This is a genomic window from Rickettsia philipii str. 364D (genome assembly GCF_000283995.1).
GTDB lineage: Bacteria > Pseudomonadota > Alphaproteobacteria > Rickettsiales > Rickettsiaceae > Rickettsia > Rickettsia rickettsii.
In genome coordinates, this window is record NC_016930.1 from 676,660 (window position 1) to 692,749 (window position 16,090).

Consider the following 16,090-nt stretch of genomic DNA (forward strand, 5'->3'; position numbering starts at 1 on the left):
GAGGTTGCCGCGTCGAGGCTTGGCCTCTCCTCGCAATGACGTGTAATAACAACAATAAAAAGTCAAATCTAAATAAGTTATGCCGATTAAAATTTTAATGCCTGCTTTATCTCCAACTATGACGGAAGGAAATCTAGCTAGGTGGTTAAAAAAAGAAGGGGACAAAGTTAATCCTGGAGAAGTAATTGCTGAAATTGAAACCGATAAAGCAACGATGGAAGTAGAAGCAGTAGACGAAGGTATACTTGCCAAAATAGTTATCCCACAAAATAGTCAAAATGTACCTGTTAACTCTTTAATTGCCGTGTTAAGTGAAGAGGGAGAAGAAAAAACAGACATTGATGCGTTTATTGCAAAAAATAATAGTGTATCACCGTCACCGAAAACAGATGCTAATCTTCTGAAACCCCACGAGAATATAACTAATGTAGAAGAACAGGTAACAGTTATAAAACATGATGCTAGTAAAATATTCGCCTCACCGCTTGCAAAAAGACTTGCAAAAATGAGAAATATTAGATTTGAGAGCGTGAAAGGTAGCGGTCCGCACGGTAGAATAGTCAAACAAGATATCTTATCATATACTCCTAGCACTGCTCATAATAAAATAGTTAGCAGAAATCCTGAAGAATATCGTTTAGTACCAAATAATAATATCCGCAAGATTATAGCCAAGCGTCTGCTTGAATCTAAACAAACAGTTCCACATTTTTATTTATCTATAGAATGTAATGTCGATAAATTGTTAGATATAAGAGAAGACATTAATAAATCTTTTTCTGAAGATAAATCAACAAGGATATCGGTTAATGATTTTATTATTTTAGCAGTAGCCAAAGCTTTACAAGAAGTGCCAAATGCCAATGCTAGCTGGGGAGAAGATGCAATTAGATATTACAATAATGTCGATATTTCAGTAGCGGTAGCGATTGAGAACGGGCTTGTTACACCGATAGTTAAAAATGCCAATCAAAAAAACATTCTAGAACTATCTCGTGAAATGAAAGCATTAATAAAGAAAGCAAAAGATAATAAATTAACCCCTGAAGAATTTCAGGGCGGAGGGTTTACCATTTCTAACCTCGGTATGTACGGTATTAAGAATTTCAATGCTATAATTAACCCACCGCAAAGTTGTATAATGGGCGTCGGAGCTATTGCAAAACGTACTATAGTCAAGAATGATCAAATAACTATAGCAACAATTATGGACGTAACTCTTTCTGCCGATCACCGAGTAGTAGACGGAGCAGTCGGTGCTGAGTTCTTGGCAGCATTTAAAAAGTTTATAGAGAGTCCCGTTTTGATGTTGATATAAGTCGTCATTACGAGCAGCCATAGGCTGGCTGCGTGACCATCTCGTCAAATATCCTGAGATTGCTTCGTTGCAACTTTCAGTTGCTTCTCGCAATAAAGTTGAAATCTCACCCATAAACAAATCACAATAAAATAACATGCGTTTTTCAGATAATTTAGCAAAAATTTTAGACAAATACGAAAATTTAGGCAACAAACTATCTTCCGGCATTATGGGAGACGAGTTTGTTAAGGCATCTAAAGAATATGCAGAACTTGAAGATGTTGTAGCAAAAATTAAAGAATATAATAAGGCTAAATCTGAGCTTGAAGAAGCAAATAATTTTAAGCTAGAAGTGGGACTTGATAATGCCACTTTAGAAATGATTGAAGACGAAATATACACTCTTGAAAATTCGTTACCAAAACTTGAAAGAGCCGTAAAAATTGCTTTATTACCAAAAGATGATGCGGATAGTAAAAGTGCTATTATTGAAGTTAGAGCAGGAAGCGGCGGAGAAGAAGCGGCACTTTTTGCTGCCGTACTTTTTAATATGTATCAAAGATATGCTGAGTTAAAAGGATGGCGTTTTGAGATATTAGCAATTTCCGATACGGGAATAGGCGGTTATAAAGAAGCATCGGCGTCAATAAAAGGCAAAGATGTATTTTCTAAGCTCAAATTTGAGTCAGGCGTTCATAGGGTACAGAGAGTACCGGAAACGGAATCACAAGGACGTATTCATACTTCGGCAGCAACGGTTGCAGTACTTCCTGAGGCTGAAGAGGTTGATATTAAAATTGAAGATAAAGACTTAAGAATCGATACTTATAGAGCTTCAGGGGCTGGTGGACAGCACGTTAATACTACCGATTCTGCAGTACGTATAACTCATATCCCTACCGGTATTACCGTAGCCTTGCAAGATGAGAAGTCACAGCATAAAAATAAAGCAAAGGCGTTAAAAATTCTACGTGCTAGAATTTATGAAGAAGAACGACGTAAAAAGGAACAAGCAAGAGCCGATAGCAGAAGAGGGCAGGTAGGTTCAGGAGATCGTTCGGAGCGGATACGTACTTATAATTTCCCACAGGGAAGAGTATCCGACCATAGAATACACTTAACACTTTATAAGATAGACGAAGTAGTTAAAAACGGACAATTAGATGAGTTTGTTGAAGCTTTAATTGCAGATGATGAAGCTAAAAAACTTTTGGAGATATAAGTGTATATCGTCATTGTGAGTAGGCATTGTTGCGTGGATCAATTTCACCTCTGTTCACCCCGTGGCTTGACCACAGGATCCAGTTAAAAATACTAACATTATTAGTATTTTTTATTATTTTTATGGACCCCGTGGTCAAGCCACGGGGTGAACAGAGGTGAAATTGATCCACGCAACAATGCCTACTCACAATGACGATATACAGCAAAAATACAGCCTAATAAACAAATGAAACCACAAGTATCTATAAACGGTAAAATCTGGCAGCAGAAACTGATTAACGAAGATATAGTCACCGAGTTATGTCGTAGTTTCAAAATTAGTGATTTACTTGCTAGGATAGTATCATTAAGAGTAAATAATCTAGAGGAAGTAGAAAATTTCTTGAGACCGAAAATCAAAAATTTATTACCTGATCCTTTCCATCTACTTGATATGGAAAAGGCTGTAGATAGAACTGTTACAGCTATTTTAAATAACCAAAAAATATGTATCTTTGCCGATTATGATGTAGACGGTGCTACTTCAGCCGCTTTACTTAAAAATATTTTTAGAGATTTAAATATACTATGTGATATTTATGTTCCTGATCGTATAGCTGAAGGATACGGTCCAACTCCTTTTGCTATGCAAAAAATTAAAGATCACGGCACAGAATTATTAATTACGGTTGATTGCGGTGCTATGGCACATGAAGCCCTAAAATACGCAAAAGACGTTAACCTTGATGTTATAGTAATCGATCATCATATAACTACGGAAATATTACCGGATGCAGTAGCTATAGTAAATCCAAATCGTATTGATGAAAAAAGCGAATATAAACATTTGGCAGCCGTAGGAGTTGCTTTCTTATTTGCAACTGCAATATTATCGAATTTAAAGAAGCAAAATTATTTCACGCAAACAATGCTTCAGCCTAATCTAATGCAGTATCTAGATTTAGTGGCTCTTGGTACTGTTTGCGATATGATGAAATTAACAGGCTTAAATCGTGCATTTGTTGCAAGCGGATTGAAAGTAATGCAACAAAGGCAAAATATAGGGATTAAAACATTATATGATATGGCAGGGCTTCATGAAATACCAAAATGTTATCATTTAGGGTTTATTCTAGGTCCGCGTATCAATGCAGGCGGTAGAGTAGGAAAGTCAAGTTTAGGGGCTCATCTCCTATCTACTAGTTGTTCTAATGAAGCAAATAAATTAGCTAAAGAACTTGAAAAACACAATAATGAGCGTAAAGTAATTGAGTTATTAATGATAGAAGAAGCGATGGAAATTGCTTTGACACAACAAGATAGTAGTGTATTATTTATCGTAAAAGAAGGATGGCATCCAGGCGTTATAGGAATCGTTGCCGGCAAATTAAAAGAAAAATTTGATAAGCCGGTGGCAGTTATAGCTTTAAATGACGGGATTGGTAAAGCTTCATGCCGTTCTATTTTAGGTATTGATTTTGGTGCTGAAATTATCAATGCTAAAAGCAAAGATTTGCTAATAGCAGGCGGAGGTCATGCTATGGCGGCAGGTTTTACCGTAACGGCTGAAAAATTACAAGAATTGCAGAATTTTTTTAATAATGCTTTTAGAATTAGTATAACTAAACTAGAAAATTATAAGCATGCGGAATATGATATTGATTTAACGGTTAATAGTGTGAATTTCCCTTTAATGGAGGAATTAAACACTTTAGAGCCTTTCGGTCAAGGAAATCATGAGCCTATATTTAAATTTGATGATTTATTTGTATTAAAAGCGGATATCGTTGGAAGTAAGCATATTAAATGTATGCTTGTTCCAAATAAGCGAGGCTTTGGTAATAAAGCCTTATCTGCTATTGCTTTTAATTCGGTAGGCACTGCATTTGAAGATGTTTTATTAAGCCCTAAAGCAAAAAATATTGCTGCAATAGGAACGTTAAAAACTAATAATTGGCAAGATAATTATACTATTCAATTAATTATAAAAGATATACTTCTAAAAGAGTAGATAGACTAAGTATATATAATAACAACGTAAAAAATAATAATTTATGAGAAATTTAAAGAAAACAAAAAATACTACAATTTCTAAAGACTTAGCAGAAGTACAAGAGCATTATCAAGATTATCCTTATCCTTTCAGAGACCCAAATCAAGAACAAGAATATTTACTTGCAACATGCGGTGAGTTCTTAGGAGAATTAAACCATTTTCTATATCAAGGAAAAGAAAATTTTAATAATAATTTTAGATGCTTAATAGCAGGCGGCGGCACCGGTGATTCGACTATTTATCTTGCCGAGCAGTTAAAAGATAAAAATGCCGAAATAATATATCTAGATTTCAGCAAGCCTAGCATGGAAGTAGCACAAAAACGTGCAGAAGTACGAGGTCTTAGAAATATTAAATGGATTAATGATTCAATATTAAATATACCTAATCTAAAACTTGGAAAATTCGATTATATAAATTGTACCGGCGTGCTTCATCATTTAGCAAATCCTGATGAAGGTTTAAAAAATCTAAAAGATTCTTTAAAGCCGACCGGCGGTATGGGTTTAATGGTATATGCTAAATACGGACGTACCGGTGTTTATCAAATTCAGGATGTAATGAAAATGATAAATAAAGATACTAAAAGCCGTATCGAAGAAGTAATGAACGGGAAGCTAATTCTAGATCATTTGCCTGCTACTAACTGGTATAAAAGAGGTTGGGAGTTATTTTCAGATTACCAAAATTTCGGTGACGTCGGAGTTTATGATATGTTCCTGCACAAACAGGATAGAGCCTATTCCGTTCCTGAGTTATATGAATTCGTAGAAAAAGCAAGCTTAAATTTTGTTGATTATCTTGATCCTTTAGAGAAAATTTTATTAAGACCGGAAAATTATATAAAAGATTTTTCACTTCTACAAAAAATTAAAAAGATGGATAAAGTAACTAGAGAAGCAATTTCTGAAATACTTACCGGTAATATTATTAAACATTCATTTTACGTATCAAATCAAAAAGATAGTGTAGCCTCTCTTGATGACCTTGATAATATACCGTACTTCCATAATATTGCCAATTTTGCTAAACAAATTTATGAGCATTTGGAATCTAATCCTTCAGCAGTAAATAATGCTATTAATTTTACTATTAATAATGGGATATTAAATAATGTTAATATCTCAATGTCGATATTTAGAAGCACTAAATATATTTTTAAATATATGGTAGAAGAGAAAAGTTTAAGAGAAATATTTGATGCGGTACGCAACGAATTAAACCAAGCAATAAGCAATGAGGCCTTATTAAATGAAGTTAAAAATGTATGCATGCCATTACTTAATACAAATGTGTTATTGTTAAGATCAAAGGATTGCTAGAGTTACGTGGATTGATTCATCCGTCATTGCGAAAAGAGGTTACCAGGGTCGTCATGAGCTACGCAGCCGTAAGCTGTGCAGCAATCTCATGCAATAATAATAAACTCCCAAGATTGCTTCGTAATTTTCTCGCAATGACCATTTACCGATTACCTGCTCGCAATGACGATTTGGGTTGACAATGTGCTATTAACGTTGTTAGTATGCTTTTACATACATAGCCAGCTCTTATAAGCTAACAAGATAAATAATTCTTTAAACCGCAAGAATAAATAAAACTTTCTAAAAATCTAATTTGATTCCTAACTTAAATAAGTATATTACTTACCTTTAAACTTGATTGCTAACTCAACTTTTCAATTATAATCTATTAATAATAAAATAATGAACACAACTAATAAAGAATCCACAGCAGAACTTAACAATACCGAATCCAATAACAATTATAATAATTTTGCAGAGAACGGTAATATTATTAATTTAAAACAATTAAAACGTAAATTACCGGAGGAACTACAAGCTCAAGCAGAAGAATTAAAAATTGAAAATATTAATTCATTACTTAAACAAGAATTAGTTTTTGCAATTTTGAAAAAATCCGTAGAGCAGGGAGTTTTAATCGTGGGAGAGGGGGTACTTGAAGTACTACCTGACGGATTTGGTTTTTTACGTTCTCCGGAAGTAAACTACTTAGCAGGCCCTGATGATATTTATATTTCTCCTAGTCAGATTCGTCGCTTTGGTCTGCGTACCGGTGATACTGTAGAAGGTCAGATCAGAGCTCCAAAAGCCGGGGAACGTTATTTTGCTTTACTGAAAGTCAATAGAGTAAATTTTGAAGACCCTTCTAAAGCTTATCATCGTGTTCATTTTGATAATTTAACCCCCTTATACCCTGATGAAAAATTAGGATTAGAACTTGAAAATAATAGTAAAGATAGTAAGGATTTTAGTACACGGGTTATTGAACTTGTTGCCCCTATGGGTAAAGGACAACGTGCATTAATAGTAGCACCGCCTCGTACAGGTAAAACCGTACTATTACAAAATATAGCACATGCAATTACAACCAATAATCCGGAAGTATTTTTAATAGTACTATTAATAGACGAAAGACCTGAAGAAGTAACCGATATGCAACGTTCCGTACGTGGGGAGGTTGTTAGCTCTACTTTCGATGAACCGGCAAGTAGGCACGTGCAGCTTGCAGAAATGGTTATCAAAAAAGCAAAGCGTTTAGTAGAACATAAAAAAGATGTGGTAATTTTAGTAGATGCGATAACACGTTTAGCTCGTGCTTATAATACTGTAGTGCCGTCATCAGGTAAAGTATTAACGGGCGGTGTTGATGCTAATGCTCTTCAGAGACCTAAAAGATTTTTCGGAGCAGCAAGAAATATTGAAAACGGCGGTTCGCTTACTATAATCGGTACGGCTTTAATTGAAACCGGTTCTCGTATGGATGAGGTAATTTTTGAGGAGTTTAAAGGTACAGGTAATTCCGAGATAGTTCTAGATCGTAAGATTGCCGATAAGCGTATTTATCCGGCTATTGATATAACTAGATCAGGAACTAGAAAAGAAGATTTATTAGTAGATAAAATAATATTAAATAAAATGTGGGTCCTTCGTCGTATTATCGATCCAATGGGTAGCAGTGAAGCAATAGAATTTTTACTCAAAAAACTTGAAAATACTAAAACTAACGGTGAGTTTTTTGAGATGATGAAGAGTCCTGAACGTCCTAAGAACGGTCTATAGTCAATTGATACCTATATTGTGCTTCGTTGTGCGTCGGCCTCACCTTATTATATTATAGGCTTCGCTCCTCACGCCTGTCACAGTATAGGTCTGCATTTAGTATTCTAAAAAAGTATATAAGATCATGAGTATAACACCTGATTATTTAATTGAAAGAAGACAAATAAAATCTCGTTTGTTAATTTGGAAGCTAGCAGCTATTATTTTAATTGCGATCGTATTCTTACTAGTCGGTAAAGATTTTGCTCCAAAAGAGGTGTTACCTATTAATAGTAATGAAGACTATATAGCTTCCGTATTAATAGACGAAATAATTCTTGAAGACGAAAAGCGTGACAAAAAACTCAAAAAAATAATCGATGATTCTCATATTAAAGCGTTAATAGTTAACGTAAATTCTCCCGGCGGTACGGTAGTCGGCGCTGAAAAAATTTATAATATTCTGCGTAAAATATCCGCAAAAAAGCCGGTAGTGATAGTTATGGGAACAATGGCTGCAAGCGGCGGTTATTTAATCTCTCTTGGAGGTGATTATATTATCAGCCATAACGGAACTATTACGGGTTCAATCGGTGTAATACTACAAACAGCCGAGGTAACGGAGCTTGCTCAAAAATTGGGGATTAAGTTTAATAATTTCAAATCGGGTGAATTAAAAGCTGTCCCAAATCCTACCGAAAAACTGACGGAAGCAGTGCGGGTAGCCATTATGGACAATATAGAAGATACTTATAATTTCTTCCTTGAACTTGTTTCAGAGAGGCGTAATCTTCCTATAGAAGAAGTAAAAAAGCTCGCAGACGGACGAGTATATTCAGGTCGTCAGGCTTTAAAGTTAAAGCTTGTGGATGCTATAGGCTCGGAAGATACTGCATTAAAATGGTTACAGGAAGTTCAGAAAATTAATGTTAATCTACTAGTTAAAGATTATCAATTAAAACCAAAACCAACATTAATGGACATAATACTTGAAGATTTTGATAGTATAGCACCTAGTTTTTTTAAAAATAGTTTTAACGGAATCAAAGCGATTTTTTAATAATGATTACTAAGAATTATTTAATAGATAAAATACATGATAAGCTGAATTATCTTTCTAAAGAAGATGTTAAAGATTCAGTAGATTTAATTTTAGATTATTTAAACGAATCTCTTAAACAACAAAAGCGTATCGAAATCAGAAATTTCGGTAATTTCTCTATCCGCAAACGCAAATTTCCTGAAAGCGAAAAATTCTATAATACGGTTTATTACAGAATGCCTAAAAATTTATTTAAGGAATAAATTTCCATGGCTCTTCATACTGAAGATTTAGAACTCTTCAAAAAAATATTATCGATAGATGGGAAGCTGATTATTCAAGCACTTAATATAGACTCTTTTATATATCACGATATTATAGGTAATAGGCAATATGATTCTTTTTTTGAAGCATTATATAATTACTTAAATGATAGTACACCAACAATCATGCCTTTAGTATCTGAATAAGAAAGAATATTATCCTATTGTTGAAGAATTATGTAATGAATCTTTAAAGGAAAAAACATCATCAATAATGATATATTTAGAAAAAGAATCTGATAATCACCCTCTACCTAGATGGGAATATGAAGAAACTTTAGAATATTATTTAAAAACTAGAAAAATTATGATCAGCTTAAACCTGAACCCGAAATAGAAAGCAGCAAAGATGAACCTAATTTAAATTATGCAGAATTAGATTTAAAATATTATGAAGAATCTTTAGACTATTACTGAAAGGTTATAGGGTAGGGTAATAAAGTTTTCCTCTCACTTGACATTATAATAATAGGCAGCTATCTTAAGTGTAAAATTAAAACAGGGTATTTATGATAAGGTATTTAATAATTTTATTTGCTTCTATAGCTTTAATTGGCTGTACCGGTCCAAAAACTACGAAACCCAAAGAAGTAGTAGAGCTTGACGGTGATCCAAGCTATGCAATTATGCAAACAATCGATAGTACTAACAGAAATATCGCTAGCACTACTTCATCTCTTCCGAGTACTCCGGCTAGATAGAAATGCTTGCTATTATTTCTTCTGCTAAAACTCTAAATTTCGAGAAGTTAGCTCCCAAGATGGAGCTGACGATTCCAGTGTTCCTTACGTTAACTAATAAACTACTTTCTACACTCCAAAGCTATTCTGAGAATCAATTATCGAAAATAATGAATATAAGTGCAAAACTTGCACATATAAATAAAGAAAGATTTAAGGATTTTGATAATCAAGAGAGTAAAGCGGCTATTTTTGCTTATGCAGGAGATGTTTTTAATAATATACATATAGAAAAATTAACTAATCATGCATTAAATTTCTTGCAATCACATTTGCTTATTATATCAGGACTTTACGGAGTCTTAAAACCGCTAGATACTATTAAGCCGTATAGATTAGAAATGGCAACAAAATTAAATGAAATAAATTTAACAAACTTTTGGCAAGATGAAGTCACTAATTATATTAATAAAATTCTTGCTAAACAGGAAAATAAATATTTACTCAACCTAGCATCACAAGAATATTCATCTGTAATAAACCCAAATAAACTTAAATATCAATTAGTTAACGTTCATTTTAAAGAAAATAGGAACGGTAAATTATCAACAATCGGTATAAATGCTAAAAAAGCTCGAGGGGCGATGGTCAAGGTTATTGCTAACAACCTAATTGACTCACCTGAGCTACTTAAGAATTTCTCATATTTAGGTTATGCATTTAGTACTAAACACTCATCTGATAACGAATTGGTGTTTATTAAGAGTTAAAATAGTGGGGGTGAAATACCAATAGAAATACTTCAAGTTATTAACTTTAATTAAAAAACTTTATAATACATGCCTATTTATTAATAAGTATTTATTATGATAAAAAATCCTAAATCTTCAGCAGTCTCAAAATTTAATCCTATAGCATTGTCATACAATAAAATAATAGAGTTTAAATCACAAAAGGCTTTAATTGTAGCGGGGGAATGAATAGAACCATTAAAAAATGTAAAAAGTTCTATAGATGCTAGTGCAGAAATAGCAACAACTCTTTTAAACTCTTGAGATAGCATGGTGAGCTGGAGCATAGCCGTATACTTGACCTTCTCCTTTAATCCACAGCGTAACAAAAAACGGAAAATATGAATATCCTGATTGACTGATAATTTTTTGTTCAGATAAGTAGATATATTCTGAGCTATAGGCAAGTGTTGTCATTAACCCTTTTCCTTTTCCACCTTTACCTCTCTGATTCTCACTTTGTGGGCTAACTATGTGCAATATCTTTACTGTTTCATCAGGATTCTTAGCTAGTCTTTCCTTGAAATCGGCAAAGTCTGGCCATTTAGCTGATGCAGCTTTAATTGGCATGCTAAATAGTCGGTACATGGTATTAACAAAACCAAATTTATCTTCTTCAAAGTAACATTCCTATAAATTAATATTACGAAAAAATAGAGTTTGGGGCAATAATAGGTCTTCTTCAACATAGAATATCGCTGTACTATTATGCAGCAGGAGGGTTATCTATTAGAACTAATAAAACATCTTTTAATCCGATTTCTATTACCCCTCCCTCGTTAAACATGAGCTGTAGTGGTATAGATTCTTATCTTGGTAGTTTTTCGATTATTTCAGGTGAAGAGCTAGTTCAGCTAATGAAAAATATTGGTACGCAAGCAAAAGCTTATGCATTTTCATTGGGTCTTAAAACTTTTGCTCCACAAATAGAAAATGCCTTAAAAGATTTAAGAAATCTTGCTATGGAAATGAATCAATTTGCTAAGGGCGATTGTGAAATGACTAAAGCTATTTTCGCTTCCATTTTGCCTAAAGATTCAGCCATGAGAGAATCAGTTTGCAGAGATTTACAATCCAGCTCTGGCTTTGATTATTTTGCTGCCGGCAAAAAATGTCGTAGTGATTTAGAGCAGAAACAAGCTTTAGCGAATATCCAAAATCAAGATCCAGAATTAATGCTGACAAATTATAATATTTTTATCAAGGCAGCAGAAAAAGCAGGAATCCCTGAAAATATGAGAAGTGCCATCATGTCCATGACTGGAACTATAATAGTTCGAGATAATAATGTATATTTCCTTGAGTCACTTGCTCAAGATGAAAAGAGCTGGATTGCTCATTTAAAAGGCGGAGAATCTGCCTCAATTTATACTTGTGATAATAGTAATTGTTTAAACCCAGATCTAAGACGTAATATTACTATTGTTCTAGATCAATCATATCAAGGCAAGGCTAAAACAAAACTAGATGAATTAAAGAGCAAACTTACAAGTAATAACGAGTTTAGTAATGCAGACATATCTTTCCTATCTTCAATAGGGGAAGCATTTCCAATATATGATTATATTACTTTAGAAGCAATATCAGGAGTTACTATTTTAGATAGTTCTTCAGAATTAGTTGCTAGTTACAGTTTACTGCAGCATTTAAAGGAAGTAACCTCAGAGGTAAGAAAAGCAGTTACTATGCTCAAATCAAAGCAAGTAGCAGATCATCATTTAACCGCTTACTTAAAAGCTTTAGATAGAGTGCAACTTTTTGCTCAAGAAAAATGGAGTAATATGCTAACAAGTAGTGATCAGATTGATAGAAGAGCAAGATTAATAGAACAACATTTAATCGCTAAAGAGAGGGCTTAAGTATAAATTAAAATTAGATGAGCAAGCAGATAAGCAGGTACAAAAATAAGCAAAGAAGATAAAAATATAAAAAGAACATGACAGATTACGTAATACATACATTTGGTGGAGGAGATATATTATGGCAAGTTTTTAATGGCATAGGAAGAGTCTTTGCCTCAAATAGTGAGTATTTTACACCAGTAGGTAAATTTGCTTTGACAATTGGTGGAATTTGGGCAGCAACTCGTGCTATTTTTAGAGGTAATATTGGTATTTTTGCTATGGAATGGTTTTTTCCATCCTTATTTATTTTTATCTTTTTATTTGCTCCAAAAGCAAATGTGTGGCTTAAAGATGAAATATCAATGCAGGCTCCTGTAAAAATTGATAATATCCCAGTAGGTATTGCTTTTTTTGCTTCTATATCATCAAAAATAAGTTACTCTTTATCAGAGACGCTCGAAAAGCATTTACTTCCACCTGATGAAGGGTTATCAAGCAGGAAGAATGGGATTATGTTTGGAGCAAAAGCTATTGGTAAAATCAAGGACATTCAAATAGAGGATCCGGTAACTTTGACCAATACAAAAGAATTTTTAAGACAATGTTTTATGAAACCTTATATAATTGGTAATATTTTAGGTAAAAAAGCAGAAGCACAAAGAGCAAGTGACATCATTGCTTTTATCGAACAAAATATGCCCAATAATTTTGGTATTTATTATAAGGATCCAAGTAATTCTGCTATTTCTTTTAAAACCTGCAGGCAAGTAACTCCCTTGATTAAGGCAGCTATTAATAAAGAATTAAATGATAGGTTATTAACTAAATTTGCAAATGGTATAGGCATTAGCTCTGATAGGCAAGAGATATTATCTAGCAGATTAAAAACTATGACCTCTGATACTCTAAAATATCTTAAAAAAGAACAAACAGATATTCATCAGTGGATGAGACAAGCAATGCTACTTAATGCTAATCGTGAAGCTTATGATGATTTAAGAGAAAAATTCTCACTTTCTAGAATATATCCTCAATTAGTTAGTATGAATGCGACCCGCGGGTTATTTCAGCAATCCTTTTCTTACCTGATTGCAGGAGAGATGGCAGCAAATATCATGCCTATCTTACAATCAGTATTTTTTGCTTTGGTAATTTGTCTCATTTTCGTAGTATTTCCAATGTCAATGTTGCCCGGTGGTTATACTATCTTTAAAACTTGGATAACATTAATCATTTGGGTAACCAGCTGGCCAGTATTTTTTACTGTGATTCATTGTTTAGGGATGATTAGCCTAGCTGGTAAAGGCACAAGTCACTTTACTGGTTTAAATATCTTATCGCAAGGGAGTTTTTCAGAAATGCTGTTGCATGAGTTTGCAACATTTCAGATGTTAGCAGCTTCAGTTCCGATGTTATCCTGGGCAGTATTAAAGGCTTGTGCTCATGCAACTACTACTTTGGCCAATCAATTTTCTCCAGTACCGGTTGCAAGTAATATTGGTGCTAATATTGCTGATAATAACCTTGCTATGGATAATTATAGCATCGGTAATCGAACAATTGCCCAGCAAAATCTTACCCCAACTTTACAATTGGCAGGAGGAATTATTGATGATGGAGGAATGAGAGTAACCAGTACTGATAGTGGTAGACAAGTACTGACTCAAGCAGTAGACTCACTTGTTAATAACTACCGCTCTTCTAAATTATTACAGGATAGTTATCAATCTCAGTTTATGAGCTCACAAAGTTATCTTGACTCATTAAATGATAGATATAGTAATTTAACTACTACAGGTAATTCTATGGCAACTGAGATAGGAAAAAGATTAAGCTATGAAGAAGCAAAATCTATAGGTATTACTGATAGCCAGTATCTAGCCTTGCAGCAGATGAATTCAGATAGCATCGCTGCTACTGATCATACTGGTAGCAGTAATAGAAAGGGAACTAGTACTAGTGCAAATATAGGTTTAAATGTACCTAGCATAGGAGGAGTAACAGTTCGAGCAGATAATGATCAAGGAAAAGAACGAGGAAAATCAGTAAATCAACAGCAATCATATAATGAAGCATTATCTAAGATTAAAAGTGCTACTAAAGATGGCAGATTAGGTCATACAAATAGTGATCTGCAATCACTTAGTAATAATCTTAATAGTAACTTCTCTGAGCAACAATCTGTAGGGCAAGAAATAACTAGAACTAAACAAAATATCGAGCAATTAAGCTATAACATGAACTATATAGCACAAAATTCTGCCTCTATTGATCGTAATTTAAATGAATCAGTATTAAATAGCATAATTGCCAAAAATATTCCTGGAGTAAGTAGCAAAGAGCAGGCTGCTATGTGGGCAAGTACTCACCAACAAGAAGCCGAACAAATCGCTTTAGATATAGCTAAAATCAATAATATTATACCGCAAGACTTAAGTTCTGTAAGTAGCATCAATATTCCATCTAAAGAAAACTTGCGATCAAGTTTTGATAAAAATACTAAACAGTTGAATGACCAAGCTGCTATTAGTAATATTGATGATAGAAGAAATGATGTTTATGATAAAAATGTAGAACAAATGCTAATTCAGAGTATAGATAATAATGAAATAGAAAAAGTAAAGATTCTTGAGCAGTTATCTGATAAAGTAAAAGATAAGAAGGCACAAATTGAAGATGAATTTAATAAAACTCCTGAATCAACGATTGTCAGAACTGGCCAGCAAATAGCAGATAATCTTGAAATAAGTAGCAAAGCGATCAAGAAAAGAAATATTAAATTACCAGGCCATAAAAATGAAAATAATTGAGAAAAAATTTATGCAAAACATCGAAAAATTAGCATTCATATTTATCTTATCATTAATATTTTTCAGTAGTGCTTTTGCAGAAAACTTGATCAATCCTACTAATGCAAAACAACAACAAATCGAGCAACAAAGCAAAATTCAGGATTCAAATATTTTAGCTGAAGAATATTTAAATATTGGTAAATCTTTTTATAAATTAGGAAAATATCAAGAAGCAATAAAAAATTTTGATTTAGCTATTAAATATAAACCTGACTACGAAGATGCTTATAACTATAAAGGAATGGTCTTAGCTAAGTTAGGAAAATATCAAGAAGCAATACAATATTATAATTTAGCAATCAAATATGGTTCTAGTTTTACAGAAGCCTATAATAATAAAGGTAATTCTTTAAATAAATTAGGTAGATATCAAGAAGCAATAAAAAATTTTGATTTAGCTATTAAATATAAATCAGATTATGCAGATGCTTATAACAACAAGGGTGCAGCTTTAATAAACTTAGGAAAATATCAAGAAGCAATTGAAACCTGTGATATAGCTATAAAATATCAGCCCCATTGTGTAGAAGCATACTATAACAAGGCTATCTCTTTAAACATATTAAAAAAATATCATGAAGCAATAGAGAATTGTGATTTAGCAATCAAATATGATCCTACTTATACAGCATCATACTTAGAAAAAGGAATAGCTCTTAGAAAATTAGGTAAATATCAAGAAGCAATTAATAGCTATGATCTAGCTATTAAGTATAAATCTGATTATGCTGAAAGTTACTTAGAAAAAGGAATTACATTGATTAGCATGGGAAAAGAAAAAGAAGCTAAAGTAAATTTTCACTTAGCTCTTAAATATAAACCTAATCTTATGACAGAATATACAGAAATAATTAAAGCTTTAAGAAAACTAGGTAATGATCTTATGGCTGACGAGTTTGAAGAAAAATTAAAGATAATGCAAGATAATTTGTAATTTG

At 33.1% G+C, this 16,090-nt stretch carries 15 protein-coding genes and 1 pseudogene; 14 read left to right on the forward strand and 2 right to left on the reverse strand.

Features of this window, described 5'->3' with window-relative positions; genetic code table 11:
- The first annotated feature begins 79 nt into the window (after window positions 1-79).
- The 11 genes from RSA_RS03495 (at window position 80) to RSA_RS03540 (ending at window position 10,435) form a co-directional block, all read left to right on the forward strand.
- Window positions 80-1,318 carry a pyruvate dehydrogenase complex dihydrolipoamide acetyltransferase gene (locus tag RSA_RS03495; protein WP_014364751.1) on the forward strand — a complete coding sequence of 413 codons (1,239 nt, stop codon included), beginning with the start codon at window positions 80-82 and terminating at the stop codon, window positions 1,316-1,318.
- A 136-nt stretch (window positions 1,319-1,454) separates the two neighbouring features.
- Window positions 1,455-2,522, forward strand: a complete 1,068-nt coding sequence (gene prfA / locus RSA_RS03500; RefSeq protein ID WP_012150880.1) for a peptide chain release factor 1 — start codon at window positions 1,455-1,457, stop codon at window positions 2,520-2,522.
- A 228-nt stretch (window positions 2,523-2,750) separates the two neighbouring features.
- Window positions 2,751-4,514, forward strand: a complete 1,764-nt coding sequence (gene recJ, locus RSA_RS03505; protein WP_014364752.1) for a single-stranded-DNA-specific exonuclease RecJ — start codon at window positions 2,751-2,753, stop codon at window positions 4,512-4,514.
- A gap of 43 nt (window positions 4,515-4,557) precedes the next feature.
- On the forward strand, window positions 4,558-5,880 hold the full coding sequence (locus RSA_RS03510; RefSeq protein WP_014364753.1) for a class I SAM-dependent methyltransferase: 1,323 nt from the start codon (window positions 4,558-4,560) through the stop codon (window positions 5,878-5,880).
- A gap of 384 nt (window positions 5,881-6,264) precedes the next feature.
- A complete protein-coding gene (gene rho / locus RSA_RS03515) occupies window positions 6,265-7,641 on the forward strand; it encodes a transcription termination factor Rho (RefSeq protein ID WP_004998383.1) in 1,377 nt (458 codons plus the stop codon).
- A gap of 124 nt (window positions 7,642-7,765) precedes the next feature.
- On the forward strand, window positions 7,766-8,680 hold the full coding sequence (gene sppA, locus RSA_RS03520; RefSeq protein ID WP_012150883.1) for a signal peptide peptidase SppA: 915 nt from the start codon (window positions 7,766-7,768) through the stop codon (window positions 8,678-8,680).
- Window positions 8,681-8,682: 2 nt separating this feature from the next.
- On the forward strand, window positions 8,683-8,925 hold the full coding sequence (locus tag RSA_RS03525) for an HU family DNA-binding protein (protein WP_012150884.1): 243 nt from the start codon (window positions 8,683-8,685) through the stop codon (window positions 8,923-8,925).
- 6 nt (window positions 8,926-8,931) lie between these two features.
- Entirely contained in the window at window positions 8,932-9,132 is a 201-nt protein-coding gene (locus RSA_RS03530; RefSeq protein ID WP_012150885.1) for a hypothetical protein, read from the forward strand.
- A gap of 67 nt (window positions 9,133-9,199) precedes the next feature.
- A complete protein-coding gene (locus RSA_RS10020) occupies window positions 9,200-9,322 on the forward strand; it encodes a hypothetical protein (RefSeq protein WP_014362929.1) in 123 nt (40 codons plus the stop codon).
- 172 nt (window positions 9,323-9,494) lie between these two features.
- Complete coding sequence (locus RSA_RS03535) at window positions 9,495-9,686, forward strand: hypothetical protein (protein WP_004998377.1); 192 nt, start codon at window positions 9,495-9,497, stop codon at window positions 9,684-9,686.
- 2 nt (window positions 9,687-9,688) lie between these two features.
- Complete coding sequence (locus RSA_RS03540) at window positions 9,689-10,435, forward strand: YaaA family protein (protein WP_014364754.1); 747 nt, start codon at window positions 9,689-9,691, stop codon at window positions 10,433-10,435.
- Window positions 10,436-10,515: 80 nt separating this feature from the next.
- On the opposite strand, the gene RSA_RS03545 is transcribed toward RSA_RS03540, so the two are convergent.
- Together RSA_RS03545 and RSA_RS03550 are read right to left on the reverse strand one after the other, a co-directional pair.
- Window positions 10,516-10,728, reverse strand: coding sequence for a hypothetical protein (locus RSA_RS03545; protein ID WP_014362927.1), 213 nt, complete (start codon window positions 10,726-10,728; stop codon window positions 10,516-10,518).
- Window positions 10,709-11,026, reverse strand: coding sequence for a portal protein (locus RSA_RS03550; protein ID WP_231284197.1), 318 nt, complete (start codon window positions 11,024-11,026; stop codon window positions 10,709-10,711). Before RSA_RS03550 ends, RSA_RS03545 begins: the two co-directional genes overlap by 20 nt.
- A gap of 134 nt (window positions 11,027-11,160) precedes the next feature.
- On the opposite strand from RSA_RS03550, the pseudogene RSA_RS03555 reads away from it, so the two are divergent.
- The 3 genes and pseudogenes from RSA_RS03555 to RSA_RS03565 all read left to right on the forward strand — a co-directional run.
- Window positions 11,161-12,315, forward strand: a pseudogene (locus RSA_RS03555) (conjugal transfer protein TraH); the annotation flags it as partial.
- Between the two features lie 77 nt (window positions 12,316-12,392).
- A complete protein-coding gene (locus RSA_RS03560) occupies window positions 12,393-15,110 on the forward strand; it encodes a conjugal transfer protein TraG N-terminal domain-containing protein (RefSeq protein ID WP_014364756.1) in 2,718 nt (905 codons plus the stop codon).
- Complete coding sequence (locus RSA_RS03565) at window positions 15,097-16,086, forward strand: tetratricopeptide repeat protein (RefSeq protein ID WP_014364757.1); 990 nt, start codon at window positions 15,097-15,099, stop codon at window positions 16,084-16,086. The genes RSA_RS03560 and RSA_RS03565 overlap by 14 nt, the downstream gene beginning before the upstream one ends.
- Window positions 16,087-16,090 lie beyond the last annotated feature (4 nt).